Here is a 24,901-nt window from a genome sequence, read left to right as displayed (position 1 = left end):
CTCAGCGTTACGCTCGTCCGATGCACACCTGGCCCTCCCCCCGCCGGAAGCACGCCACCCGGACCGGACCCCGGACCCGAAACCGGACCCGCCGGGCGAGCGCGCGCCTCTCGGGCAGCCTGCTCGTGTCCGCCGCGCTGCTCGTCTCCGCCTGCTCCGCCGGCAGTTCGACCGCGTCGTCCGGCCGTGCGGCGGAGGCGGCGCTGGCCGCACTGCCGCGGTCCACCCCGTCGGCGCTGTCGTCGTACTACAACCAGCACCTGAACTGGCGCAGCTGTGGTGCCCCCGGCTTCCAGTGCGCCACGATGGTGGCGCCGCTGGACTACGCCAAGCCCGGCTCGGGTGACATCCGGCTCGCCGTCGCCCGCAAGAAGGCCACCGGCAAGGAGCGGCCGCTCGGCTCGCTGCTGGTCAACCCCGGCGGCCCGGGCGGCTCCGCGATCGACTACCTCCAGCAGTACGCGGGCATCGGCTACCCCGCCGAGATCCGCGCGCGCTACGACATGGTCGCGATGGATCCCAGGGGCGTCGCCCGCAGCGAGCCCGTCGAATGCCTCGACGGGCGCCGGATGGACGCCTACACGCAGACGGACAACACGCCCGACGACCAGCGGGAGACGAACGCGCTGGTCAGCGAGTACAGGACGTTCGCCGACAGCTGCGGGGCGCACTCGGCGAAGCTGCTGCGGCACGTGTCCACCGTCGAGGCGGCGCGGGACATGGACATCCTGCGGGCGGTGCTCGGCGACCCCAAGCTGAACTATGTGGGAGCGTCGTACGGCACCTTCCTCGGAGCGACGTACGCCGGGCTGTTCCCGGACCGGGTGGGCCGCCTGGTGCTGGACGGGGCGATGGACCCCTCCCTGGACGCCCGGAAGCTCAACCTGGACCAGACGGCGGGCTTCGAGACGGCGTTCCAGGCGTTCGCCAAGGACTGCGTACGCCAGCCCGACTGCCCGCTCGGCGGCAAGGGCACGACACCCGCCCAGGTCGGCGACCATCTCCAGGCCTTCTTCCGCAAGCTGGACGCCCACCCCATCCCGGCGGACGACGCGGGCCACCGCAAGCTCGGCGAGCCACTGGCCACCACCGGCGTGATCGCGGCGATGTACGACGAGGGGACCTGGGGGCAGCTGCGTGACGCGCTGACCTCGGCGATGCAGAAGAACGACGGCGCGGGCCTGCTCGCCCTCTCCGACAGCTACTACGAACGCGACGCGAACGGCCACTACAGCAACCTGATGATGGCCAACTCCGCCGTGAACTGCCTCGACCTGCCGCCCGCCTTCACCACCCCCGAGCAAGTGGAGAAGGCCGTCCCGCAGTTCGAGAAGGCGTCCCCCGTCTTCGGCGAGAGCCTGGCCTGGGCCTCCCTGAACTGCGCGTACTGGCCGGTGAGGGCCACGGGCGAACCGCACCGCATCGAGGCGAAGGGCGCGGCCCCCATCGTCGTGGTCGGCACCACCCGCGACCCGGCCACGCCCTACCCCTGGGCCCGCTCCCTGGCCGGCCAGCTCTCCTCGGGCCGCCTGCTGACCTACGTCGGTGACGGCCACACCGCCTACGGCCGCGGCAGCTCCTGCATCGACTCGGCGATCGACACCTACCTCCTCCACGGCACCCCGCCGCCCGCAGGAAAGCGCTGCTCATAGACCCTCTGGCCCGCCCCGGACGCCGGCGCTCCGGGGCGTGTGCGAAGCACCTCCGGAAACTGTGTAGACTTACCGACGTTGCTGATCGCACCATAAGTGCGGGCAACGCGCCGCTTTAGCTCAGATGGCCAGAGCAACGCACTCGTAATGCGTAGGTCTCGGGTTCGAATCCCGAAAGCGGCTCCATGGGAACCCCAGGTCAGATGCTTCTGACCTGGGGTTCTGTCGTTCAGCGCATACGCCGGCGGCGCGGGCTGTCGGCATGGGCCACGCGGCCTGGAATGGGTGACTGCGCCATGGCCTCAGCTGCTGTGCCGCGGCTGTGGGACGGCGGGGCCCTCGCGAGGAGGGAGGCAGGTCGGAGACCGCTCGCCGCGCGGTCTGTTACGGAGCGAGTTGGAGGCCGGACCGGCTGTCCCGTGCCCCTGGATCTTGACCGTTTGCCATCGGATGCCATCGGACTTCGACGGACGCGAGTTTGTGTCATCGGAGTTTGATCGCCGCAGGTCAGCGACTCAGCGCACCTTCGGTACGCGCCGGGGGCGTGGTAAAGCCGTGGCGCGCTGGAGGTGCTTCTGTCTGCCCTGACGGCCATCTGCGCGGGTGCAGCCTGTCGTCACCGTTCCGTCACAAGTAGTCGCCGCCCGGAACCACGCTGCTCTCCCGCCCCGTCTGCACTCACGTACCACGACCACGCGTACCGCGGGGCAACAACCGACGACCGAAACCCGCGGACGAAACGACTCAGGGGGACCACAGCATGCGGCACAGCAACGGCATTCGCAGGGCGGCTCTGGCGACGACGGCGGTCACGGCCGTCGCGGCGGCGGTGACCGGCATCCTGCCCGGCACCGCCATGGCGGCGAGCACCACCACCTCCACCCCGCCGCCCGCCTGCCCGGCCTCCGCCCTCCAGGTCAGCGCCTGGCAGGCCGCCCACCGGCCCGTCGGGACCGGGACCGGGGCGGCGGTCGTGCAGTTCACCAACGTCTCCAAGAGGACGTGCGTCCTGAAGGGCCATCCGACGACGGTCGCGGGCGCCGGCAACGGCTCCCCCACCCACAACACCCCGCTCAAGATCACCACCACCGGCAGGGCGGCCACCGTGACGGTCCGGCCGCACGGCAAGGCGTGGGTGAAGCTGACCTTCGTCCAGGTCCAGGGGGAGGGCGACGGCTACTGCGTCTCGGGCAAGACCCCGAAGGCGTTTCCGACGATGGTCATCGGGCTGCCGCGCTCCGGGAAGCACCAGGTCGCCCTGAACGACGGGTGGTGGGCCGAGTGCGACAACAAGGTGACCGTCACCCCGGTCTCGGCGGTCAAGCCTTCCTGACCCCACCGTCCCCACAAATCGAGCAGCCTGCACGACGATCGCAACGCGCTGGTTCCCGGGCGGTCCGCTTCCGTCCGTGGCCGTCCGACATGGAGGCTGACCAGGTGCGCAAGGCCTGCAGTGGATGTCCATGGACGCCCCCGGAGCAAGATCGCACAACTCGTAATGTGTAGGTCTCGGGTTCGAATCCCGAAAGCGGCTCCATGAGAACCCCAGGTCAGATGCTTCTGACCTGGGGTTCTGCCGTTGGGTGGTCCAGAGAGATCCCCCTGACGGGCTGGTTCGGATCTCTGGGGCGAGGCCTGTGAGGGCGGCGGATTCGGGAGTGTGTTCGGCGCCCTGCTGGCTAGTCTTCAGGCGTGACGACCGAGTTGACCCTGCTGCCCCGAGTCTCCTGTCGAGGACAGGAGATCACGGCGCCTCGGCTGCGTGGACTGCTGGCCCTGCTCGCCGGGGAGCTGCGTACCGGGTGCAGTACGGGCCGGCTGGTCGAGGGGCTGTGGGCGGAGGAGCTGCCCGAGCGGCCGGGCAAGGCGGTGCAGATACTGGTGTCGCGGCTCCGGGCACAGTTCGGGGCCGGACTGATCGTGAGCACACCGACGGGGTACCGGCTCGCGCTGGACGAGGCGCAGGTCGACAGCTCGGCGCTGCTGTCGTACGAGGCCGCGAGCGCCGGGTGCGCGCGAGCGGGGGACCATGAGGGTGCCCTGGCGCGGGCCGAGCAGGGGCTGGCGCTGTGGGACGGCAGCCTGGGTGCCGGGGAGGCCGAGGAACGGCACGATCCGGTGACGGCGCTGCGTGCCGACCGGGTCCTGGCGTTCCGTTCGCTGGTCCGGTACCGGGCGCTCGCGCTGGCGCGGCTGGGGCGCGGGGAGGAGGCCGCGGCGCCGCTCGCCGAACTGGTCCGCGAACTGCCGCGCGACGAGGAGGTGCTGGCGGAGCTGCTGCGCTGCGAGGCGGCCACGGCGGGCCGGGCCGCGGCGCTGACCCGGTACGACGCCTACCGGCGCGGGCTGCGCGACGAGCTGGGCACGGATCCGGGGTCCCGGCTCAGGTCCGTGTACCAGGAGCTGCTGCGTGCGGACACCCCGTCCGTCCGCCACGGCGTGCCGCACGAGCCGAACCCCCTGCTGGGGCGGGACGCCGACGTCGTCGCCGTCGCCGGGCTGCTGCGCGACGCGCGGGTGGTCACCGTCGTGGGCCCCGGCGGGCTGGGCAAGACGCGGCTCTCGTACGCGGTGAGCCGGGCGGCCGCGCAGCCCTTGGTGCACTTCGTCGCCCTGGCGGGTGTCACCGCCGACGAGGACGTGGCCGACGAGGTGGCCTCGGCGGTCGGCACCGGGGACGTCCGGCAGTTCGCCGGCGGCGGGGACGTGGTGAGCGGCATCGTCGCCGCGCTGGGGTCCGGCCCCGCCCTGCTGGTGCTGGACAACTGCGAGCACGTACTCGCCGGTGCGGCCGGTCTCGTCCAGGCGCTGGTGGCGCGGTCGAAGGAGCTGCGGGTGCTGGCGACCAGCCGGGCACCACTCGGGCTGACCTCGGAGTCCGTGTACGCGCTGCCCGAGTTGTCCCCCGCGACCTCGGTGGAACTCTTCGAGCAGCGGGCGCGGGCCGCCCGGCCCGGCGTCGAGCTGCCCGCCGACCGGGTGGCCGAGATCTGCCGTCATCTGGACGGGCTGCCGCTGGCCGTGGAACTCGCCGCGGCCCGGGTGCGGGTGCTCTCCGTGGCCGACATCGCCCGCCGCCTGCAGGACCGTTTCGCGCTGCTGCGCGGCGGCGCCCGGGACGCACCCGAACGGCATCGCACGCTGCGGGCCGTGGTCGAGTGGAGCTGGAACCTGCTGGAGAGCGACGGCCGGGCGGCGCTGCGCGCGCTGTCGGTCTTCCCCGGGGGCTTCACCGTGGACGCGGCGGAGTACGTGCTCGGCGAGACCGGGGGCGCGCTGGACCTGCTGGAGCAGCTGGCCGGCCAGTCCCTCGTCAAGGTGGGTGACAGCCCGTCCGGGGTGCGCTTCCACATGCTGGAGACGCTGCGGGAGTTCAGCGCCGCCCGGCGGGAGGAGGCGGGGGAGGGCGAGGCGGTGACCGGCCGGTTCCTGCGCTGGGCCCGGGACTTCGGACGGGTGCACCACGACGCGTTGTTCGGCGGTGACGCGCTGGCCGCCTTCGGCCGCGTCCGTGCCGAGCAGGACAATCTCGTCCTGGCGCTGCGGCACGCCCTGGCCCGCGCCGACGCGCCGGCCGTCGCCGCCGTGACCGCCGCGCTGGCCTGCGTGTGGTCCGCCGGCAACAACTACGCCCGGCTCACCGCCCTCGCCGCCGAGACCGGCGGGCCGCTGTCCCATTTCCGCCCGGGGCCGCAGGACCCCGAGGACCTGGAGGCGGCCCGGAGCGCGGCGGTGGTGTGCGCGGCCGGGCTCTTCATGGGCCACGGCCCGCACGCCGTGCGCCAGCTCGCCACCCTGCGCCGTCTGCCGCCCGCCCCGGCGGACACCGTGCCGCGGGCACTGGCCGTCGTGCTGGGCGCCGTCCCGGACATACATCCGCCGCGGTACGCGCGGCTGCAGGAGTTGTGCGACGCCGACGAGCCCATGCTGGCGGGCATCGCGGCGGGCGTCGCCAGCTATGTGTGGGAGTCCACGTACGAGACGGAGCGGGCGCTCGAGTGCGCCCGCCGGATGCTCACCGCGGTGGAGCCGCTCGGCAATCCGTTCCTGATGCTGCTCAGCCATGGGCGGATCAGCGAGTTGTGCCTCAAGACGGAGCGCGGCGCGGAGGCGTACGGCCATCTGCGGGCGGCGGAGGCGCTCGGTGAGGTCGGGGACTGGTCCGACGCGATCGGCGTCCGCTACGGGCTGGTGTCCGCCTGCCTGCAGCGCGGGGAGGTCGACGAGGCGGAGTACTGGCTGGGCCTCGCGTCCCCGGACCGGCAGCCGGAGCACGCCCAGGCCGTCACTCCCGAGGGGCTGCAGGCGCGGGCGGAGATCGCACTGGCCCGGGGGCTGACCGAGGTCGGCCTCGGGCTGTGGCGACAGGCCGCGGAGGGGCTACGGGAGAGCAGCCTGCTGGTGGCCGGTGATCCCTTCCTGGATTCGTGGGCGCTCCAGGTGCAGGCGGCCGCGCTCGCGGCGCACGCGCAGCACAGCCGGCTGGAGCCGGTGGCCCACCTGGCCGAGGACCTGCGGGTACGGCTGCTCGGGATGCTGTCCGGCTCGCCCGGCGCCGGGGATCTGCCGGAGCTGTCGGTGTACGGCACGGTGCTGCTGGCGCTCGGCTTCGCCGGGCTGGCCCGCGACGACACGGCGGCGGTACGGCTGATGGCGCTGGCGGAGCGGATGCCGGTGATGCGGGACCTGCCCACCCTGTCCTCGGCGCGGTCCCGGCAGGCGGCCGAGAACGCCGACAGGGCGGCCTACGCCGAGGCGAGATCGGCGTACGCCACCCTGGGCCAGGAGGAGTTGCGGGCCACGGCACTGCGCGAACTCAACTCCGCGGCTCGCGGTTGAACTGGGCCCTGGACCACAGGTAGCCCAGCACGGTCAGCGCCAGACACCAGCCGACCGCCAGCACCGCGTTCTTCGTGCCGATCTCGCTGCCGAGCAGCAGTCCGCGCAGGGTCTCGATGGCCGGGGAGAAAGGCTGGTACTCGGCGAACCAGCGGAACCCGCCGGGCATGGCGTCCACCGGCACGAACGCGCTGGACAGCAGCGGCAGCATCGTCAGCGGCATGCCGAGGTTGCTGGCCCCCTCGGCGTTCGGGCTGGCCAGGCCGATGCCGACCGCGATCCAGGTCAGGGCGAGGCTGACCAGGGCCATCAGGCCGGCCGCCGCGATCCACTCCAGCGGCGTCGCGTCGGGCCGGAAGCCCATGGCCACCCCGATGCCCAGGATCAGCGCCAGGGCCAGCATCGTCTGGATCACGGTGCCGATCACATGACCGGTCAGCACGGAGGCACGGGAGATCGCCATGGTCCGGAACCGGGCGATGATGCCCTCGGTCATGTCGGTGGCGACGGACACGGCGGTGCCGAGCGAGGTCATGCCCACGGTCATGAGGAGGATGCCGGGGACGATGTAGGCGATGTACTCGGAACGGTCCGCGTGGCCGCCGGCCATGCCCGCGCTCATCACGTCGCCGAAGACGTAGACGAAGAGCAGCAACAGCATGACCGGGGTGAGCAGCAGGTTCAGGGTGAGCGACGGGTAGCGGCGGGCGTGCAGGAGGCTGCGCCGGAGCATCGTGAGGTTGTCGCGGAACGCGTGGGCGGGGGCGCTCATCGGACGGTCTCCTTGTCGGTGGTGGTGGGGTCGGTGGTGGGGTCGGACGTGCCGGTCAGGGCGAAGAAGACGTCGTCCAGGTCGGGGGTGTGGACGGTCAGTTCGTCGGCCTCGATGCCGGCGGCGTCGAGCCAGTCGAGGATGGCGCGCAGTTCGCGTTGGCTGCCGTCGCTGGGGATCTGCAGGGCGAGGGACTCGTCGTCGCGGGAGGCCTCGCGCAGGGCGGTCGCGGCCCGTTCGTAGGCGGTGGGGTCGCTGAAGCGGAGCCGGACGTGTCCGCCGGGGACCAGGCGCTTGAGTTCCTCGGCGCTGCCCTGGGCGACGATCTTGCCGTTGTTGAGCACCGCGATGCGGTCGGCGAGTTCGTCGGCCTCGTCGAGGTACTGGGTGGTGAGGAAGACGGTGACGCCGTCGGAGACGAGTTCCCGGATGATCTGCCACATGGTGTGGCGGGAGCGTGGGTCGAGGCCGGTGGTGGGTTCGTCGAGGAAGATGATCCGTGGGCTGCCGACCAGGGTCATGGCGATGTCGAGGCGGCGTTTCATGCCGCCGGAGTAGGTGGAGGCGGGCTTCTTCGCCGCCTCGGTGAGGTCGAAGCGTTCCAGGAGTTCGGCGGTGACCTGTCGTCCCTCGCGCTTGGAGAGGTGGTGCAGGTCGGCCATCAGGAGCATGTTCTCCTCGCCGGTGATCAGGCCGTCGACGGCGGAGAACTGGCCGGTGACGCCGATCGCGGCGCGTACTGCCTGGGCCTGGGCGGTGAGGTCGTGCCCGGCGATCCGGGCCTGACCGCCGTCGGCGGAGATGAGGGTGGAGAGGATCTTGACGGCGGTGGTCTTGCCGGCGCCGTTCGGGCCGAGCAGCGAGAAGATCGTGCCGGCCGGCACCTGGATGTCGATGCCGTCCAGGACGGTCCTGTCTCCGAAGGACTTGCGCAACCCGGTGGCTGCGATGGCGAGTTCGTGGTCTGTCGTCGGCATGCCGCAGAGCTTGCGGCCGCGGCGGTTCAGCGTGGTTTCAGCGCGGTTTCAACCGCGCGGGACGGGCCCCGTGCCGGGTAGCCGGGCGCGCGCCGCGGCGCACGATGAGCTGCCCTGCTCGGTACCACCGGGCTGCCGGCGGTGTGGCGGGAGTGCCCCGAGCGGGACGCCGGGTGTCTGCCGGATGCTTCATCCCTTTTGCCGCCGAATGGCTGGATACTGCGAGGCATGTCGCATCCCGGGACACTCATCCTGATCACGGCCGTCGCGGTGCTGGCGCCGCTGCTCGCGTACGGCAGCGGCCGCTGGATCCCCGTCCCGCTGGTCGTCCTCGAGATCGTGCTCGGCATCGCCGTCGGCCCCGACGTCCTCGGCTGGGCCCGGCACGACCGCGCGATCGACGTCCTGTCGAACCTCGGTCTGGCCGTGCTGATCTTCCTCGCCGGGTACGAGATCGACTTCGCGGCCGTCCGCGGCACCGTCCTGAACCGCTCGATCGCCGCCTGGGTCATCTCCCTGGCGGCCGGCCTGGGTGTCGCGTTCGCGCTCACCGGCGGTGAGACCACGAAGAGTTTCGTCATCGGCACCGCGCTCACCAGTACCGCGCTGGGCACGGTCCGGCCGGTCCTGCGCGACTCGGGGGATCTGCGCGGTCGCTTCGGGACGGTCGTCCTCGCCTTCGGTGCGGCCGGTGAGCTCGGTCCCGTCATCGCCATGGCCCCGCTGCTCAGCGGACGCGGGCCGGCCATGGCCACCGTGGTCCTGGTGGCGCTCGCGGCCGTGACCGCGGCGGGCATGTGGTGGGCACTGCGGCCCCGCCCGCCCCGGTTCTCCCGGCCGGTCGCCCGGACCCCGGACGGCGGCAGCCGGTTCGCCGTCGGGTACGTCGTGCTGCTGCTCGCCTCGGTGCTCGGTCTGGCCGGTGCGTTCGGTCCGGACATCCTGCTCGGCGCCTTCGCCGCCGGCGTCGTCACCCGCCTGATCCTGCACACCGCCGGCCCTGAGCGCAGCGTCCGAGTGCTCAGCAGGATCGGGGCGATGGGGTTCGGCTTCCTGGTCCCGCTCCTCTTCATCGTCACGGGCATCGACTTCGACCTCGACGCGCTGCTGCACGGAGGCGGTTCCCTCGTTCTGCTGCCGGCCTTCCTGCTGCTCTTCCTCCTGGTCCGCGGCCTGCCGCTCTATCTGCTCGCCCCGCCCGACCTGACCCGCCGGGACGGTGCCGCCCTGCTCCTGCACGGCTCCACGTGCCTTCCCCTCGTCGTCGCCGTCACCACCGTCGGCCTCGCCGACCGGTCCATCGCCCCGGGCGAGGCAGCCGCCCTCGTCGGCGCCGCCATGCTCTCCGTCCCGGTCTTTCCGCTCCTCGCTCTCCGGATCCGCGCGGGCCGTGGCGAGAGGGCCGGGCGGCCGTCGGGAGTTGTCGGGAGCGCGCAGTCGTGGTGAGCCGGGGGAGGGGGCACGGGGGAGGGGCACGGCTCAAGTTCCCGCGACGCAGGGAAAGGTGCTCACAAAACCGGAGCAAAGGGGCGGCAAAGTGAATCTGCGTCAGGTGAACCGGCGCATCTGAGGCAACATCTTGGTGAACGGCGAGCGCCCCGCGGTCAGGACGCCGGTGCCGCCGTAGGCCGGATGGGGTGAGGGACGTGGTGGAGCCGAGGATCGCCGTCGCGGTGGTGACCATGGGCAACCGGCCCGCCGAAGTCGACGCCCTGCTGGAGTCCGTGGCCAAACAGGACGTCGCGCCCGCCCGCATCGTGATCGTCGGCAACGGCTGCCGGCTGCCCGAGTTCGCCGAGCGGCTGTCCCTGCCGGGCGAGGTCACCACCATCGACGTCGAGGAGAACCTCGGCTGCCCGGGCGGCCGCAACGTCGCCCTGGCCCGGCTGCGGGAGTACGGCGACGTCGACGCCGTGGTGGAACTGGACGACGACGGACTGCTCGTCGACCCCGACGTGCTGCGCCGGGTGCGCGAGCTGTACGCGGCCGACCCGCGTCTCGGCGTCATCGGCTTCCGCATCGCCGACGAGCACGGTGAGACGCAGCAGCGGCACGTGCCCCGGGTGGGCAAGTCCGACCCCCTGCGCGGCGGTTACGTCACCGGCTTCCTCGGCGGCGGGCACGCCTTCCGCATGGCGATGCTGGCCGAGACCGGTGACTGGCCCGCCGAGTTCTTCTTCGCGCACGAGGAGACCGACCTCGCCTGGCGGGCCGCCGACGCCGGCTGGAAGATCCTCTACGCCCCCGAACTGCTGCTGCAGCACCCCAAGACCTCGCCGGCGCGGCACGCCATCTACTACCGCGTCAACGCCCGCAACCGGGTCTGGCTCGTCCGGCGCCGGCTGCCGCTGCCGCTCATCCCGCTGCACCTGGGGGCATGGCTGCTGCTCACCCTCGCCCGCACCCGCTCCCCGGCCGGACTGCGTGCCTGGTTCGGCGGGTTCGCCGAGGGGCTGCGGGAGTCGCCCGGCGAGCGGCGGCCGATGCGCTGGCGGACGGTGTGGCGGCTCACCCGGCTCGGGCGCCCGCCCGTCATCTGAGCGGAGGGCGGCCCCGGCGCGGCGAAGGCGCGGGGACCCGAAAGAGAGAACGCGAGGACCCGAAAGCGAGAAGGGGACGGGACAGGTCCCCGGTCGTTCACCTCCGCCGACCGGGGACCCTTGAGTCCCCGGATCAGGCCTGCGGCGACACTCCCCCGAGTTACGCGACTTGCCGCGCGCGCCGTCGGGCCGGATCCGATGGAAAGATCACATCAGGGCGCGCCAACGGATCGCTAACATGTGGCCAACGGTTCGTCCGCAGGTCGAGGTTCGGCTGGCCGGAAGTAGCCGGGCGGCAGGGCTAGTAGGCAGGAACCCTAACGGATTCCGGCCCCGGCCAACAGATGGTGGCTGGCGGAAAATCGTTGTGAATGGGGCGGATTTCCGCCAAGGACCGGCGGGCGCACGCCCGCCGCGCAGCATGGTCGTACGGGACCGCGCGGGAAGGCAGTGGAGCGGGATGCGGCGGTGCGAGCTGCGCTTCGGACTGCTGGGACCGCCCGTACTGTACGACCGACAGCCGCACGAAATCTCGTACGACGCCTCCGGCGGTGCCCTCGGCACCACGGAGACCCCCGTTGCCCCGGAGACTCCCGACACCCCGGACAACCTCGTCCGTGCCATCGGCAGCCCCAAGGTCCGCGCCCTCCTCGCCGCGCTGCTGCTGGAGGCCGGCCGGGTCGTCTCGGTCGAGTCGCTGAAGGACGCCCTGTGGGGCGGGGCGCCCCCCGTCTCCGCGCAGGCCTCCCTGCACAACCACGTCACCCGGCTGCGCCGGCTGCTGGACGACCCCGAGCGGCTGCGGGCCGTGGCGCCCGGCTATCTGCTGCGCGTGGACGAGGGCGAGTTGGACGTGCACGTCTTCGACGCCCGGGTCGCCGAGGCGCGCGCCGCGCACGCCCGGCGGGACTGGGCCGGTGTGGTGCGCCCCTGCACGGCCGCGCTCGCGCTCTGGCGCGGCACCCCGCTGAGCGGACTCCCCGCCGATCTCGGCGGCTACGCGCTCGTGCAGCGCCTGGAGGAGGCGCGGCTGTTCCTGCTGGAATGGCGGTACGACGCGGAAATCGCGCTCGGTGGAGCCCGGTTGGCCGCAATCGTCCCCGAGCTGGCGGCCCTGGTCGCCGAGCATCCGCTGCGCGAGGCGTACCACCGTCAGCTGATGCTCGCCCTGCACCGCACCGGCCGCCAGGCCGAGGCCCTGGCCGTCCACCGTGACCTGCGCGCCCGCCTGGTGGAGGAACTCGGCATCGAACCGGGCCCATCGGTCCGCGAGGCCCATGTGGAGGTCCTGCGGGGCGCCCCGGCGCCGGAGGCAGGGGAGATAAGCGCCCGGGTCCCCGCCCAGCGCGTCTACACCCCTGCGCCCGCCGACGGCGGGGAACCCCCGCAGGGCTCACCCGCGCCCGACGACGAGAGCGGTACGGGCCGTACGGGCGGGAACCCGGCCCCGGCCGAAGGCCGGCTTTCCACCCACGCGCCCGCACCGGCCCAACTCCCCGCGCCCCCGGCGAACTTCACCGGCCGGGCTCCCGAGACCGAGGCGCTGCACCACACCCTCGCCACCCGGCGGAGCCGGCTCGCCGTGATCAGCGGCATGGCCGGGGTGGGCAAGAGCGCCCTCGCCCTGCACGTGGCCCACGAGCTGAGGGAACGTTTCCCTGACGGTCAGCTGTACGTGAACCTGCACGGCGCGACCCCCGGCATGGCCCCGCTCACCTCGTCCCAGGCGCTCACCGCCCTGCTCCGCGATCTCGGGGCCGATCCCCGCAGCATCCCCGAACACCCGGACGCCGCAGCCGCGTTGCTCCGCTCCCTGCTCGCCCCGGCCCGCATCCTGCTGTTGCTCGACGACGCGGCGAGCGCGGCCCAGGTGCGGCCCCTGCTCCCGGCCGGGCCCGGCTGCGCCGTGATCATCACCAGCCGCTCGCCGCTGACCGCCCTGGACGGTGCCCGGTGCTTCCCGCTCGGCCCGCTGACCGGCGAGGACAGCGCGGCACTGCTGCGCGCGGTGAGCGGACGCGAGGGGCTCGACGCGAGCCACGCCCTGGTCGAGCTGACCGGCAGGCTGCCGCTCGCGCTGCGGGTCGTCGCCGCCCGGCTGGCCGCCCGCCGGGCCCTCACCCCGGACGTGCTGGCCGGTCAACTGGCCGCCACGGAAGGCCGCCTGCACCACCTGGAGTACGACGACCTGAGCGTCCGCCGGTCCCTGGCGGTCGCCCATGACGCGCTCGCCGCCGCCGAACGCGAGGCCGACCGGGACGCGGCCCTGGCCCTGCGCCGCATCGGCGCGCTCGACCTGCCCACCTACGGCGCCCCGCTGGTCGCCCGCCTCACCGGCACCGACGCGCGCCGCGCCGAGGCGGCCCTGGACCGGCTGGTCGACGTGGCCCTGCTGGAGGAGACGGAGTACGGCCGCTACGCCCCGCACGACCTGGTCCGTGACTTCGCCCGCGAACTGGCCGGGCAGAGCGCCGAGCCGGCCACCGGCGCCGATCCGGACCTGACCGCCCTGCGCTGGTACGCGGCCGCCGCCGAGCGGGCCCTCGTCGCCATCGTGGAGCCCGGTCTCGACCAGGACGACCGTCTGCGGCCCACCTCCGCCCAGCCGCCGGAGCACGCGGCGGACGTGGCGGACCTGGGCACCTTCGAGTCCGCCGAGCGGGCGTTCGCCTGGGGCGACGTGGAGCTGGAGAACATCGTGGCGCTGGTCGAGCGCAACGCCGGCCCGGGCGGCGCGTGCCGGGACGCCCATCTGTCCACGCTCGTCCGGTTGTTCTTCCCCTATGTGCAGCGCAGCGGCCGGGTCGCCGAGATGGAGGTGCTGGGGCGGGCCGCGCTCGGCGCGGCGCGCCGGCTCGGCGACGAGGCGGCCGAGGCGTACGCCCTGGGCGACCTCGCGGGCCTGCACTTCCTGACCGGCCGGCAGAACGACGCCCTCGCCCTCACCGACCAGGCCCTCGTGATCTGGCGGCGGCTGGGCACGGTGTCCTGGATCCGGCGCTGTCTGAACAACCGCGGGCTGCTGCTGGAGGGGCTCGGCCGGTTCGAGGAGTCCGGCGAGGCGCTGCGGCAGAGCCTCGCCCACTCCCGGCAGCTGAACGACCCCTACGGCGAGGCCGTCACCCACAGCCACCTCGGCAACCTCTACGAGCACACCGACCCGCGGGCCGCCATCGAGCAGCACCGGCGCTCGCTGGCGATCGGGGACGAGATCGGCGCGGTCATCGTGCAGCACTCCGCGCACTGCAACATCGGCTACGCCCACCTCACCCTCGGCGAACCGGCCGCTGCCGCCGGGCACTTCCAGGAGAGCCTGCGCATCCTCGGCGGGCACGGCGACTGGCACGGCGAGTCGCAGACCCGGCTCGGCCTGGTCCGCGCGCTGCGCCGGCTGGGCGAGGCCGAGCGGGCCACGCAGGAGTGCACCGAGCTGCTGCGCCGGGCCGACGCCCGCGCCGACCGCTACATGGGCGGCCTCGCCCGCCACCAGCACGGGCTGCTGCTGCGCGAGCTGGGCCGGCGGCCGGAGGCCTACGACGCCTGGCGCGCGGCCCTCGTGGCCCTGGACGGCACCGACGAGCAGACGGTGCTGGAGGAGCTGCGCGAGCTGCTGGCCGAGGCCTCGGCCCCGTGAGCGGCCCTCACTTGGCGTCGGCGTAGCACTCCACCACCGCCGTCGTGAACGGGAAGCACACCGGGGTCTCGCCGAAGGTCAGCCGTCCGGCGAGGTCGGCGGCGTCGCGGATGGCCCGGGCGACGGTGTCGGCCTCCTCGGCGGGGCAGTGCACGATCACCTCGTCGTGCTGGAAGAAGACCAGCTCGGCCGCCAGGCCGGCGCAGGACCGGCGCAGCGCGGCGAGCAGCAGCAGGGCCCAGTCGGCGGCGCTGCCCTGCACCACGAAGTTGCGCGCGAAGCGGCCCCGCGCGCGGGAGTTGGTGGAGGCGTAACCGGGGACCCACGGCTGCCCGTCGGCGGTGTCCTCGCCGATCGGGATGCCCGCCTCCTCCTCCGCGTCCTCGCCCTGCCGGGCGGCGGGCGGACAGGTCCGGCCCAGCCAGGTGCGCACGAGCCGGCCCTCCTCGCCGGCCCGCGCGGCCTCGTCGACGTAGGCCACCGCCTTGGGGAACCGGCGGCGCAGCGCGGCGAGGTTCTTCAGACCGTCGCCCGAGGTCTGGCCGTAGACCGCGCCGAGCACGGCGAGCTTGGCCTGGTCGCGGTCGCCGGAGAAGGCGCGATCGGAGACGGACTGGTAGAGGTCGCTCTCGCGGCCGGCGACCTCCATCAGGCCGGGGTCGCGGGAGATCGCCGCGAGCACGCGCGGCTCCATCTGGTCGGCGTCGGCCACGACCAGCCGCCAGCCGGGGTCGGCGACCACGGCCCGCCGGATCACCTTGGGGATCTGCAGCGCGCCCCCGCCGTTGGTCACCCAGCGCCCGGTGACCGTGCCGCCGGCGAGGAACTCGGGCCGGAATCGGCCGTCGCGGACCCAGTCCTGCAGCCAGGACCAGCCGTGGGCGACCCGGATGCGGTACAGCTTCTTGTACTCCAGCAGCGGCTTCACCGCCGGGTGGTCGAGGGATTCGATCTCCCAGCGGCGGGTGGACTTCACCTTGATCCCGGCCTGGGCGAAGGCCTTGACGACGTCGGCGGGCAGGTCGGGCCGGACCCGGCGGCCGAAGGCGGCGGACACCTCGTCGGCCAGCTCGGCCAGGCGGCGCGGCTCACCGCCGCCCGCGTACCGCTCGCCCAGCAGGTCGTGCAGCAGCTCGCGGTGGACCTCGGCGCTCCAGGGGAGGCCGGTGTGGTTCATCTCGGCCGCCACCAGCATCCCGGCCGACTCGGCGGCGGTCAGCAGCCGCATCCGGTCGGGTTGGGCGGTCTTCTCGTGCCGCCGCTGCTGGTCGGCGTAGACCGCGAGGAGGTCCGCCAGCGGCAGCCGGGTGCCGCTCGGCTCGAACAGCGGCGACTGGGCACCCGGTTCGGCCGGGCGCAGCGGCGGGTCGGGCGGTACGGGGCCGCCGCGGAGGCGGGCCAGGGCGGCGGCGGCCGAGCGCGGCTCGCCGTGCCGGCCCTCGTGGCCCAGCAGAAGTGTCTCGGCGTCCTCGATGTCGTAGCACCGCTCCACTCGCACCCCCGTGGCGAGCAGACGCGGATAGACCTCGGGGGTCGACCGCCACACCCAGCGCGTCACCTCCGGGCGGCTCCGCACCGCCCCGGCGAGATCGCTCTCCCGCCGCACCGGACCGACGGGCAGCCCGTCCGGGCCGAGGGGGGCGACGTCAACGCCACCGTCCTCGGCCGGTGCGAGAGCCCACCGGTCGGTCATGACTGCGAGTGTGGCAGGCGGCACTGACAATGGGTCTGACCTGCGCGTTCGCGTCTCGGGTCCAGGTTTTCCCGGACCGCTGTTCCGGACCCTGGTCAGTCCGTCGGTCCGTCGCTCGCGGCCTCCTCCGCGTCCGAGGCCGCCTTCTTCTGCTCCAGCAGCAGCGCCAGCACCCTGCCGACGTACTCCTCGGTCCCCGCCTTGGTGATGCCGAGCCCGCTGAGGACGCCCGTGCCGTTCTCGTGCTCCAGCAGGGCCAGCAGGAGGTGCTCGGTGCCGATGTAGTCGTGGCCGAGCCGGAGGGCCTCGCGGAAGGTGAGTTCGAGGACCTTCTTGGCCTCCGGGCCGTAGGGGACGAGGTCGGGGACCTCCTCGGCGGCCGGCGGGAGCGCGGCGGTCGCGGCCCGGCGTACGGAGTCCAGCAGGACGCCCTGCGCGGTGACCGCCTTCGCGGCCAGACCCTCCGGCTCGGCCAGCAGCCCGAGGACCAGGTGCTCGGGGCGGCCCTCGGTGCTGCGCGCGGCCAGCGCCTCGTTGTGCGAGGCCATGACCACGTTCCGCGCGCGCGGGGTGTAGCGGCTGAAGCCCTGGCTGGGGTCGAGGTCGGTGGACTCCTTCGGCACGAACCGCTTCTGCGCCGCCTGCCGGGTCACGCCCATGCTCCTGCCGATGTCGGTCCAGGAGGCCCCCGAGCGGCGGGCCTGGTCGACGAAGTGGCCGATCAGGTGGTCGGCCACGTCATCGAGGTGGTCGGCGGCGATCACCGCGTCCTGGAGCTGGTCGAGAGGTTCGGTGTGGACCTTCTTGATCGCCTCGATGAGGTCGTCGAGGCGCACGGATGCCGTGATGTTCGGATGGGTCGCCATGTGTCAACCGTAGGTTGTCACTCTCTAGCCGTCAACCGGTGGTTGACAGTTCGGGCGTCCTGTCCGGGCCGGCTGCTCGGGCGCGGCCGCCAGGCGCACCGCCGGCCCCGCGAACACCGTTCCGCTGAAGCCAGGTCCACCATGGGGTTCGTGCTGGGCGCGTTCCGCGTGCGTGGGTGGCCGAATTTCGTGCAGTGAGACCCCGCAGTCCAGGCGGTCGCGCACGGAAGGCTGTCCACAGGGTGTGGACAGCCTCGGCCCGCTGTCCGCGGCTCATGGCACGATCGACAGCGTGACCAGCACCTCCAGCACCGTCGAGCGGGCCTTCCGGGCCGCCCTGTACGACGACACCGACGCCGGACTCGACACGGGCGCCTCCCTGCTCGCCGCCGACCCCGCGGCCGACGCCGAACTCGTGCGGCGCGGCGAGGAGTTCGTCGCCACGGCCTGGCAGCGCGGCTGGCAGCCCGCCGACGTCGTACGGCTCGTACGGCGCGACCTGGAGGACGGCCACGTCCGCCTGGCCGCGGAGCTGATCCGGGCCCAGGCCGGGCGGGACCGCCCGCGCGGGCGCCGCTGGGCAGCCCAGCTGGAGGCCCTGCCACAGGACCCCGCGCGCGGCGGCGACCGTTTCTCGCACGCCACCGCCGTCCTCCAGCTGTACCGCCTGCTGCTGCGGCTGCCCGCCCTGGAGCCTCTCGAGGAGCCCCGCCGCGAGCACGGACCCGCCGCCGCCCGCATGCTCACCCGGATCCGCGCCCTGCTCGCCAAGGCCGAGGCCACCGGGTATCCGGAGGAGGCCGAGGCGCTCAGCGCCAAGGCGCAGGAGCTGATGGCCCGGCACAGCGTCGACGAGGCGCTGCTCGCCGCCGCCGCCCCCGCGCCGGACGTGCCCGGCGCCTGCCGCATCGGCGTCGAGCCGCCGTACGAGCAGGCCAAGGCGATGCTGCTGGACGCGGTCGCCACCGCCAACCACTGCCGCGCGGTGTGGAACGAGCCGCTGGGCTTCTCCACGGTCGTCGGCTTCGAGGCGGACCTGGAGGCGGTCGAACTGCTTCACACCTCGCTGCTGGTGCAGGCCACGCACGCGATGACCAAGGCGGAGGCCGCCCAGCGGGCCGGGGGCCGAAGGCGCACCAAGACCTTCCGGCAGTCCTTCCTCGCGGCCTACGCCCACCGTGTCGGCGACCGTCTCGCGGCCGTGGCCGAGACCCAGGTGACCCAGGACCTGCTGCCCGTCCTCGCCACCCGCGAGGTGGCCGTCACCGACCGGCTGGAGCGCATGTTCCCCGAGACCACCACGACCCGGCTGCGCGGCGTGACCGACGCGGCCGGCTGGACGGAGGGCGCGCGAGCGGCGGACGAGGCCCAGGTCAGGGCCCGCCCCAGGCTGCCGTGAGGGTCAGTCGCCGACCTGCTGGAAGGCGCTGACGGAGGCGTTCGGGGTCCCCTGGGTGCCCTTGGCGGCGACGGGCCCGTACGACCAGGGGAAGCTCCGGGTGGTGCTGGAGCCGGGCAGGGAGATCAGCACGGTCTTCGCCCCGACGCTGCTCTTGTCGCCCGCCTTGCCGCGCACATAGGAGATGGTGAAGCTCGCCGAGTCGCCCTTGGCGAGCTTCAGCTTCTGGGCCTTCGCCCCCTGCTGCACGGGCACGTCGACCGCGGTGTCGCCCGTCTTCAGCCGGGCGCCGGGGAACTTGTCGAGGGTGCAGGGCGCGCTCTGGTTGGTGATGCTGACGGGCACCTCGCCCGTGTCACCGGCGGCCGGGGCGACGCTGGCCGACCCGATCTGCACGGACACCCCGCCGATCTCGCAGGCGGAGCTGCTCTTTCCGTTCTTGCCGCCACCGCCGTCGTTGCAGGCGGTCAGCAGGAGGGCGGCGGCGAGGGCGGTGACGGTGAGCGGAATGGCGCGCATGAGCAGATCCCCATCGAGGTCGTGACGGTCTCCCCGCATCATGGCCCCTGCGCCCGGGACGCGATCACGCACCCCGGGCGAATTCACCGCTTCAGGGGCCCCGTCACTGCTTCACGGGTGCCGTCGGCAGCCCGGACGGCAGCTTGCCGCCCTCGGCCTTGGTGTAGGTCTCCTGGCCCAGCTTGCCCGACCAGGTCACCTTCATCGCGTCCGCCCGCACCGAGTCGACCATTCCGGTGACCCGGTCCTTGCTGCCGCCGGTGCAGGTCAGATGGATCATCTGCATGCCCGCCTCGGTGCCCGCGGCACCGCTGCACACGGTTCCGCCGGTCACGAACAGCCCGGCCTGCTTCCCGGTGATCACCAGGGCCACGATGCTGCCCTTGCTGGTGGTGATCCAGCTGCCCTGGAGCTTGTCGGAGGAGCCCGTCACGGCGCCCGTGCCCGTGGACGTCGGGGTCGCGCTCGGGGTGGGCGAGGAGTCGTCCTTGGAGCCGCCCCCGCTGCACCCGGTCAGCGCGAGCACGCCCACCAGCCCCGCGGCCGCGGCTGCGGTCCGCACCCTTGCAGTCGCCGTAGTCACGTCAAGCTCCCCAAGCTCTGGCGGGCCGGCCGCACCGGGGCCGTCGGCCCGTCGCGGTCGGTGCCCCCCGGACCGGAGGGACCGCAGCAAGTTACCAGCCGTTATCAGGAGGGCTTCCGGACACCGGGCAGGAATCCGTCGTGAGGCCATGTTTGACAATGGGATTCATTTTCATTAATATGCCGGCATGACACGCAACGAACTCCGCCCGGTCGTCAGGCTCCGGTCGACGGCCGGTACCGGGCACACCTATGTGACCCGCAAGAACCGCCGCAACGACCCGGACCGCATGACGCTGCGCAAGTACGACCCGGTCGCCGGCCGGCACGTCGAGTTCCGGGAGGAGCGCTGAGGCGGCCCCGCTGACAGGTAGGCAATTCCCTACGGTTGACGCGTAGGGAATTGCCTACCTATTCTTGCGGGCATGACCGTCACGCACGCCTCGTTCGTCACGCTGCCCGTCACCGACCAGGACCGCGCCCTGCGCTTCTACCGGGACCTCCTCGGCTTCGAGGTGACAGCCGACCTCCAGATGCCGCCGGGTCGCTGGCTCCAGGTCGCGCCGAAGGGTGCGCAGACCGTCTTCACGCTCTCCGGGCCCGGCATGGGGGATTTCGAGCCCGGTTCGGCCCGGGGGATCATGTTGGTGACGACCGATGTCGACGCCGACTGCGCACGGCTCGCCGAGGCGGGTACCGAGGTGCAGGGCCCCGACGAGTACCCCTGGGGACGGATGGCCTCCTTCCGGGATCCGGACGGCAACGGTCTGATGCTGCTCACGGAGGTTCACCAGTAGAAAGGCCGGCGATGACCGCAGCCGGAAGCCGGGAGGCCGTCGACGATCGCGTCTTCGCCGCGCTCGCCAACGCCACCCGCAGGGAAGTGCTCCGGCTGCTGCGCGAGCGCGGGCCGCAGCCCGTGCAGGCCCTGGCCGGCCACTTCGACATGCGCCGCCCGAGCCTCTCGGAACACCTCAGGGTGCTCCGGGAGGCCGGCCTCGTCTCCGAGCAGCGCTCGGGCCGGCAACGGATCTACCGCCTGGAGGCGGCCCCGCTCGCCGAGGTGCAGGACTGGCTCCACCCGTACGAGCGGTTCTGGCGGGAGCGGCTGAAGGGCCTCGGCGATCTGCTCGACCGCATGCCGGACGATGACCGCCCATGAACACCGCACCCGGCGACGCCGACGACCTCACCACGATCCGCGTCGACCAGTTCTTCCCGCACCCGCCCGCCAAGGTCTGGCGCGCCCTGACCGAGCCCGGTCTGCTGGCCCGCTGGCAGATGCCCGGCGCCGAGGGCTTCCGGCTCGAGGTCGGTCACCGGTACCGGATGACCTCGGTCCCGCGTCCCGGCACCCGCTTCTCCGGTGTCGTGGAAGTGCAGGTGCTGGCCTACGACACCGGGCGGATGCTGTCCCTCCGGTGGGCGGACGCCGATCCGGCCAATCCCGCGGACTGGACCATTACCTGGACCCTGGAACAGGAAGGGCGCGGAACGCGTCTGTTCCTAGTGCACGAGGGATTCGATCCGGACGACCCGGCGCAGATGATGGCTCGGAAGATCATGGACGGGGGCTGGCGGGGACATGTGCTGCCGTCTCTGGGGCAGACGCTGGAACGACTTGGGTAAAGCGGACGTCAAAGCTGTAATCACGGGAGCACCCCACGTGCACGTGCATCTGCTCATGCATCTGCACATGAACAGGGTTATGATCCGGGTCAGTTGACTACAGCATCCATGGCCACACCAGCCAGTGCACCACCGGGGAGCGACCTGTGGACCGCGACGTTGACGGCGTGTACGGGGGGTACGACGTGTACAACGGCATGGCTTACAACGGCATGGCTGCCACGCAGCTGGACGGCGTGGCCTGGCAGAAGAGCAGGCACAGCAACTCGCAGGGCTCCTGCGTGGAGTTCGCGAGGCTGCCCGGCGGCGAGGTGGCCGTGCGCAACTCGCGCTTCCCGGACGGGCCCGCGCTCGTCTACACGCGCGCGGAGATCGAGGCCATGCTCCTCGGTATCAAGGACGGCGAGTTCGACCATCTGATCGCCGGCTGAAACGACTCACCGGCCCGGTCGGCCGGAGTGGTCGGGACAGCCGGGCGGCGGCCGGGCGAAGTCCGGGTGTACGCGCGTAGAAACGTGGCGTCGGTCGACGCCACGTCGCGTCACTCGGCCGTTCGGAGCCGGAACAGCGCCCAGACGACCTTGCCGTCGAGGCTGCCCGCGAGCGGGTGCCAGCCCCAGCTGTCGGTGAATGAGTCGACCAGGAACAGTCCGCGCCCCGACTCGGCCGAGAAGTCGTCCGAGTCGCGCGGGACGGGCGTCTCGTGACTGGGGTCGCGCACCGCGCACACGAGCCGCTCGGTCCAGCGCATCAGATGCAGTCGTACCGACGGCGCGCGCTCGGAGCACGCCGCGTCGGCCGGCTCGGAGGATGCGGCCCGCAAGGCCTCGCCGGAAGGGTGGTGGGAAAGCGGCAGTCCGTGACGCAGGGCGTTGGTGACGAGTTCGGAGACGACGAGACATATGTCGTCGAAGCGGTCGCCCACGTCCCACTGGTCCAGAGTGGCCCGGGTGAAGCGGCGGGCCTCGCGCACCGCTTCGTAGCGGGCGGGCAGTGCGCAGGAAGCGGCATCGGACACGGCCGCGGGATCCAGCGGCGGAAGGCCCTGCCGTAACGGCTTGAGCATGGTCGATCCATTCGTTCCCATGCGAGGCACTCCCGGGAATTCGCGGTCGTTGCGATGCAGCGGTGGCGCTGCACCATGGTTTCGGATGGGAAGGGCAGATGCAAGGGCAGATGCACGTGCACGCGACCGAATTGAACCTGCCCGTACCGCTTCTTGGCCATTTTTTCCGCCAACTCGGATCGCAAGTCTGTCAGAGGTCCTGACCTCTTCCTGCTGAAAACGGCTGACCTCTTTCCGTTTCCGTAACCGGACGAGTACTGCTCGAAGTGTTTTAGTGGCAGACTTCGGCCCCAAAGACGGTTGGGGAGGCTGGCGAACGTGAGCGCGGGAGAGCCCGGATCGGTGGTGCGGCGCATGCTGCTCGGCTCGCAACTCAGGCGACTGCGTGAAGCACGGGGGATCACGCGCGAGGCGGCGGGGTACTCGATCCGTGCGTCCGAGTCGAAGATCAGCCGGATGGAGCTGGGCCGGGTGAGCTTCAAGACCAGGGACGTGGAAGACCTGTTGACGCTGTACGGCATCACCGACGAGGCGGAGCGCGAGTCCCTGCTCTCCCTCGCCCGGGAGGCCAACGTCGCGGGCTGGTGGCACAGTTACACCGACGTGCTGCCCAGCTGGTTCCCCACCTATGTGGGTCTGGAGGGCGCCGCCTCCCTGGTCCGGGTGTACGAGGTGCAGTTCGTGCACGGCCTGCTGCAGACCGAGGAGTACGCCCGCGCGGTGGTCCGGCGCGGGATGAAGGGCGCCAGCGCGGCCGACGTGGAGCGGCGGGTGGCGCTGCGCCTGGAGCGGCAGAAGCACCTGCTCGACGACAACGCCCCCGAGTTCCACATCGTCCTGGACGAAGCCGCCCTGCGCCGTCCCTACGGTGACCGCGACGTGATGCGCGGCCAGCTCCAGCACCTGATCGAGATCTCCCAGCGGCCCAATGTGCGGCTCCAGGTCATGCCGTTCGGCTTCGGCGGCCACTCCGGCGAGAGTGGCGCCTTCACCATCCTCAGCTTCCCCGAGTCGGACCTGTCCGACGTGGTGTACGTGGAGCAGCTGACCAGTGCCCTCTACCTGGACAAGCGCGAGGACGTCGCCCAGTACGAGCAGGCGCTGAAGGAGCTGCAGCAGGACAGCCCGGGCCCGGACGAGAGCCGGGACCTGTTGCGGGGTCTGCTTCAACTGTCTTGAGCGCTTACCTCCAACTCTCTTGAATTACAAGTACGATGACGGATGATCAGACCGTGACCAGGATCTGGCATCGCTAGTGATTGAGGGATCACATGTCGTCCTACTTCACCGAGCTGGCCCAGCAGTACATCGACGGGGAATGGCGCCCGGGCACCGGTTCCTGGGACGTCATCGACTTCAACCCCTACGACGACGAGAAGCTGGCCTCGATCACGGTGGCCACCGTCGAAGAGGTCGACCAGGCCTACCGGGCCGCGGCCCGTGCCCAGAAGCAGTGGGCCGCGACCAACCCGTACACCCGTCGCGCGGTCTTCGAGCGGGCCCTGAGGCTGATAGAGGACCGCGAGCAGGAGATAGCCGACCTGATCATCGCGGAGCTCGGCGGCACGCGCGTGAAGGCGGGCTTCGAGCTGCACCTCGCCAAGGAGTTCCTGCGCGAGTCGGTCCACCTGGCGCTGCGTCCCGAGGGGAAGATCCTGCCCTCGCCGGCGGACGGCAAGGAGAACCGCGTCTACCGGGTGCCGGTCGGCGTGGTGGGCGTGATCAGCCCGTTCAACTTCCCGTTCCTGCTGTCGATCAAGTCGGTGGCCCCGGCCCTCGCCCTCGGCAACGGCGTGGTGCTCAAGCCGCACCAGAACACCCCGATCGCCGGCGGCACCCTGGTCGCGAAGATCTTCGAGGAGGCCGGACTGCCCGGCGGCCTGCTCAACGTCGTCGTCACCGACATCGCCGAGATCGGCGACGCCTTCATCGAGCACCCGGTCCCCAAGGTCATCTCCTTCACCGGCTCCGACAAGGTCGGCCGGCACGTGGCCACCGTCTGCGCCTCGCACTTCAAGCGCTCGGTGCTCGAACTGGGCGGCAACAGCGCGCTGGTGGTCCTGGACGACGCCGACCTCGACTACGCGGTCGACGCGGCGGTCTTCAGCCGGTACGTCCACCAGGGCCAGGTCTGCATGGCCGCGAACCGGGTGCTCGTGGACCGCTCGATCGCCGACGAGTTCACCGAGAAGTTCGTCGCCAAGGTCAGGACGCTCAAGGTCGGCGACCCGCGCGACCCGCAGACCGTCATCGGCCCGGTGATCAACTCCGCGCAGGCCAACGCCATTTCGGGCGCCGTCGAGCAGGCGCTCGCCGAGGGCGCCACGGCCCTGGTGCACGGCACCACCACCGGCAACCTGGTCGAGCCCAGCGTGCTCACCGACGTCCCCGCCGACTCCGCGCTGCTCCAGCAGGAGGTCTTCGGGCCGGTCGTCTTCCTCGTCCCCTTCGACGGCGAGGAGGAGGCGGTCCGGATCGTCAACGACACCCCGTACGGCCTCAGCGGCGCTGTCCACACGGGCGACATCGAGCGCGGTGTGGCGTTCGCCAAGCAGATCGACACGGGCATGTTCCACGTGAACGACGGCACCGTGCACGACGAGCCGCTGGTGCCCTTCGGCGGCGAGAAGCACTCCGGCCTCGGCCGTCTGAACGGCGAGACGACCCTGGAGGCCTTCACCACGATCAAGTGGATCTCGGTGCAGCACGGTCGCAGCGGCTTCCCCTTCTAGG

21 protein-coding genes and 1 tRNA gene are annotated in these 24,901 nt (G+C 72.2%); 15 read left to right on the top strand and 7 right to left on the bottom strand.

Annotation, left to right across the window (positions count from 1 at the left end):
* Positions 1 to 20 precede the first annotated feature (20 nt).
* From FB157_RS40505 to FB157_RS40490, 4 genes are all read left to right on the top strand, one after another.
* Entirely contained in the window at positions 21 to 1,652 is a 1,632-nt protein-coding gene (locus tag FB157_RS40505; RefSeq protein ID WP_145885850.1) for an alpha/beta hydrolase, read from the top strand.
* 109 nt (positions 1,653 to 1,761) lie between these two features.
* Positions 1,762 to 1,838, top strand: a tRNA-Thr gene (locus FB157_RS40500).
* A 574-nt stretch (positions 1,839 to 2,412) separates the two neighbouring features.
* Positions 2,413 to 2,985 (top strand): DUF4232 domain-containing protein, encoded by a 573-nt coding sequence (locus tag FB157_RS40495; RefSeq protein ID WP_145885848.1) that lies wholly within the window; start codon positions 2,413 to 2,415, stop codon positions 2,983 to 2,985.
* A 359-nt stretch (positions 2,986 to 3,344) separates the two neighbouring features.
* Positions 3,345 to 6,491, top strand: a complete 3,147-nt coding sequence (locus tag FB157_RS40490; RefSeq protein WP_145885846.1) for a BTAD domain-containing putative transcriptional regulator — start codon at positions 3,345 to 3,347, stop codon at positions 6,489 to 6,491.
* Here the strand turns inward: FB157_RS40490 and FB157_RS40485 are convergent.
* Both FB157_RS40485 and FB157_RS40480 read right to left on the bottom strand, forming a co-directional pair.
* The gene (locus tag FB157_RS40485; protein WP_145885844.1) at positions 6,469 to 7,263 is read right to left on the bottom strand and encodes an ABC transporter permease; all 795 of its coding nucleotides are present in this window, start codon (positions 7,261 to 7,263) and stop codon (positions 6,469 to 6,471) included. The two genes, FB157_RS40490 and FB157_RS40485, sit on opposite strands and share 23 nt — an antisense overlap.
* Positions 7,260 to 8,240 carry an ATP-binding cassette domain-containing protein gene (locus FB157_RS40480; protein WP_145885842.1) on the bottom strand — a complete coding sequence of 327 codons (981 nt, stop codon included), beginning with the start codon at positions 8,238 to 8,240 and terminating at the stop codon, positions 7,260 to 7,262. Before FB157_RS40480 ends, FB157_RS40485 begins: the two co-directional genes overlap by 4 nt.
* Before the next feature lie 228 nt (positions 8,241 to 8,468).
* On the opposite strand from FB157_RS40480, the gene FB157_RS40475 reads away from it, so the two are divergent.
* The 3 genes from FB157_RS40475 (at position 8,469) to FB157_RS40465 (ending at position 14,414) form a co-directional block, all read left to right on the top strand.
* Entirely contained in the window at positions 8,469 to 9,686 is a 1,218-nt protein-coding gene (locus FB157_RS40475; RefSeq protein WP_145885840.1) for a cation:proton antiporter, read from the top strand.
* A gap of 200 nt (positions 9,687 to 9,886) precedes the next feature.
* Positions 9,887 to 10,780, top strand: a complete 894-nt coding sequence (locus tag FB157_RS40470) for a glycosyltransferase family 2 protein (protein WP_145885838.1) — start codon at positions 9,887 to 9,889, stop codon at positions 10,778 to 10,780.
* A gap of 460 nt (positions 10,781 to 11,240) precedes the next feature.
* Positions 11,241 to 14,414, top strand: a complete 3,174-nt coding sequence (locus FB157_RS40465; protein ID WP_145885836.1) for a BTAD domain-containing putative transcriptional regulator — start codon at positions 11,241 to 11,243, stop codon at positions 14,412 to 14,414.
* 7 nt (positions 14,415 to 14,421) lie between these two features.
* On the opposite strand, the gene FB157_RS40460 is transcribed toward FB157_RS40465, so the two are convergent.
* Both FB157_RS40460 and FB157_RS40455 read right to left on the bottom strand, forming a co-directional pair.
* The gene (locus tag FB157_RS40460) at positions 14,422 to 16,107 is read right to left on the bottom strand and encodes a bifunctional 3'-5' exonuclease/DNA polymerase (RefSeq protein ID WP_145885834.1); all 1,686 of its coding nucleotides are present in this window, start codon (positions 16,105 to 16,107) and stop codon (positions 14,422 to 14,424) included.
* 95 nt (positions 16,108 to 16,202) lie between these two features.
* Positions 16,203 to 16,973, bottom strand: coding sequence for a Clp protease N-terminal domain-containing protein (locus FB157_RS40455; protein ID WP_145885832.1), 771 nt, complete (start codon positions 16,971 to 16,973; stop codon positions 16,203 to 16,205).
* A gap of 292 nt (positions 16,974 to 17,265) precedes the next feature.
* Here FB157_RS40455 and FB157_RS40450 point away from each other — a divergent pair, with 292 nt between their 5' ends.
* Positions 17,266 to 18,372 carry a DUF2786 domain-containing protein gene (locus FB157_RS40450; RefSeq protein WP_186581900.1) on the top strand — a complete coding sequence of 369 codons (1,107 nt, stop codon included), beginning with the start codon at positions 17,266 to 17,268 and terminating at the stop codon, positions 18,370 to 18,372.
* 3 nt (positions 18,373 to 18,375) lie between these two features.
* Here the strand turns inward: FB157_RS40450 and FB157_RS40445 are convergent, their stop codons facing one another.
* A complete protein-coding gene (locus FB157_RS40445; RefSeq protein WP_145885830.1) occupies positions 18,376 to 18,891 on the bottom strand; it encodes a DUF4232 domain-containing protein in 516 nt (171 codons plus the stop codon).
* 103 nt (positions 18,892 to 18,994) lie between these two features.
* Complete coding sequence (locus FB157_RS40440) at positions 18,995 to 19,474, bottom strand: hypothetical protein (protein WP_261386852.1); 480 nt, start codon at positions 19,472 to 19,474, stop codon at positions 18,995 to 18,997.
* Positions 19,475 to 19,661: 187 nt separating this feature from the next.
* On the opposite strand from FB157_RS40440, the gene rpmG reads away from it, so the two are divergent.
* The 5 genes from rpmG (at position 19,662) to FB157_RS40415 (ending at position 21,533) form a co-directional block, all read left to right on the top strand.
* Complete coding sequence (gene rpmG / locus FB157_RS40435) at positions 19,662 to 19,826, top strand: 50S ribosomal protein L33 (protein ID WP_145885829.1); 165 nt, start codon at positions 19,662 to 19,664, stop codon at positions 19,824 to 19,826.
* 72 nt (positions 19,827 to 19,898) lie between these two features.
* A complete protein-coding gene (locus FB157_RS40430) occupies positions 19,899 to 20,270 on the top strand; it encodes a VOC family protein (RefSeq protein WP_145885828.1) in 372 nt (123 codons plus the stop codon).
* An 11-nt stretch (positions 20,271 to 20,281) separates the two neighbouring features.
* Positions 20,282 to 20,635, top strand: coding sequence for a helix-turn-helix transcriptional regulator (locus tag FB157_RS40425; protein ID WP_145885827.1), 354 nt, complete (start codon positions 20,282 to 20,284; stop codon positions 20,633 to 20,635).
* Entirely contained in the window at positions 20,632 to 21,102 is a 471-nt protein-coding gene (locus tag FB157_RS40420) for an SRPBCC domain-containing protein (protein WP_145885826.1), read from the top strand. Before FB157_RS40425 ends, FB157_RS40420 begins: the two co-directional genes overlap by 4 nt.
* A 197-nt stretch (positions 21,103 to 21,299) precedes the next feature.
* Complete coding sequence (locus FB157_RS40415; protein WP_145885903.1) at positions 21,300 to 21,533, top strand: DUF397 domain-containing protein; 234 nt, start codon at positions 21,300 to 21,302, stop codon at positions 21,531 to 21,533.
* A gap of 110 nt (positions 21,534 to 21,643) precedes the next feature.
* Here FB157_RS40415 and FB157_RS40410 read toward each other — a convergent pair whose 3' ends face one another.
* On the bottom strand, positions 21,644 to 22,189 hold the full coding sequence (locus FB157_RS40410; RefSeq protein WP_186581899.1) for an ATP-binding protein: 546 nt from the start codon (positions 22,187 to 22,189) through the stop codon (positions 21,644 to 21,646).
* 333 nt (positions 22,190 to 22,522) lie between these two features.
* Here FB157_RS40410 and FB157_RS40405 point away from each other — a divergent pair, with 333 nt between their 5' ends.
* Together FB157_RS40405 and FB157_RS40400 are read left to right on the top strand one after the other, a co-directional pair.
* Entirely contained in the window at positions 22,523 to 23,347 is an 825-nt protein-coding gene (locus FB157_RS40405) for a helix-turn-helix transcriptional regulator (protein WP_145885899.1), read from the top strand.
* A gap of 92 nt (positions 23,348 to 23,439) precedes the next feature.
* Positions 23,440 to 24,900, top strand: coding sequence for an aldehyde dehydrogenase family protein (locus FB157_RS40400; RefSeq protein ID WP_145885825.1), 1,461 nt, complete (start codon positions 23,440 to 23,442; stop codon positions 24,898 to 24,900).
* The last annotated feature ends 1 nt before the right edge of the window (position 24,901 follow it).

This window comes from Streptomyces sp. BK340, from assembly GCF_007827595.1.
In the GTDB taxonomy this organism is placed as follows: Bacteria; Actinomycetota; Actinomycetes; order Streptomycetales; family Streptomycetaceae; genus Streptomyces.
The sequence above is the reverse complement of the archived record's forward strand: the minus strand, read 5'-3'. Positions and strand labels throughout refer to the sequence as shown.

Bases quoted from the DNA above. Each gene is read 5' to 3' on its own strand.
- FB157_RS40405 (WP_145885899.1), top strand. From the start codon at position 22,523: ATGCTGCTCGGCTCGCAACTCAGGCGACTGCGTGAAGCACGGGGGATC.
- FB157_RS40400 (WP_145885825.1), top strand. From the start codon at position 23,440: ATGTCGTCCTACTTCACCGAGCTGGCCCAGCAGTACATCGACGGGGAA.
- FB157_RS40495 (WP_145885848.1), top strand. From the start codon at position 2,413: ATGCGGCACAGCAACGGCATTCGCAGGGCGGCTCTGGCGACGACGGCG.
- FB157_RS40475 (WP_145885840.1), top strand. From the start codon at position 8,469: ATGTCGCATCCCGGGACACTCATCCTGATCACGGCCGTCGCGGTGCTG.
- FB157_RS40415 (WP_145885903.1), top strand. From the start codon at position 21,300: ATGGCTTACAACGGCATGGCTGCCACGCAGCTGGACGGCGTGGCCTGG.
- rpmG (WP_145885829.1), top strand. From the start codon at position 19,662: ATGACACGCAACGAACTCCGCCCGGTCGTCAGGCTCCGGTCGACGGCC.
- FB157_RS40420 (WP_145885826.1), top strand. From the start codon at position 20,632: ATGAACACCGCACCCGGCGACGCCGACGACCTCACCACGATCCGCGTC.
- FB157_RS40480 (WP_145885842.1), bottom strand. From the start codon at position 8,240: ATGCCGACGACAGACCACGAACTCGCCATCGCAGCCACCGGGTTGCGC.
- FB157_RS40430 (WP_145885828.1), top strand. From the start codon at position 19,899: ATGACCGTCACGCACGCCTCGTTCGTCACGCTGCCCGTCACCGACCAG.
- FB157_RS40445 (WP_145885830.1), bottom strand. From the start codon at position 18,891: ATGCGCGCCATTCCGCTCACCGTCACCGCCCTCGCCGCCGCCCTCCTG.
- FB157_RS40425 (WP_145885827.1), top strand. From the start codon at position 20,282: ATGACCGCAGCCGGAAGCCGGGAGGCCGTCGACGATCGCGTCTTCGCC.
- FB157_RS40460 (WP_145885834.1), bottom strand. From the start codon at position 16,107: ATGACCGACCGGTGGGCTCTCGCACCGGCCGAGGACGGTGGCGTTGAC.
- FB157_RS40465 (WP_145885836.1), top strand. From the start codon at position 11,241: ATGCGGCGGTGCGAGCTGCGCTTCGGACTGCTGGGACCGCCCGTACTG.
- FB157_RS40485 (WP_145885844.1), bottom strand. From the start codon at position 7,263: ATGAGCGCCCCCGCCCACGCGTTCCGCGACAACCTCACGATGCTCCGG.
- FB157_RS40505 (WP_145885850.1), top strand. From the start codon at position 21: ATGCACACCTGGCCCTCCCCCCGCCGGAAGCACGCCACCCGGACCGGA.
- FB157_RS40410 (WP_186581899.1), bottom strand. From the start codon at position 22,189: ATGGGAACGAATGGATCGACCATGCTCAAGCCGTTACGGCAGGGCCTT.
- FB157_RS40455 (WP_145885832.1), bottom strand. From the start codon at position 16,973: ATGGCGACCCATCCGAACATCACGGCATCCGTGCGCCTCGACGACCTC.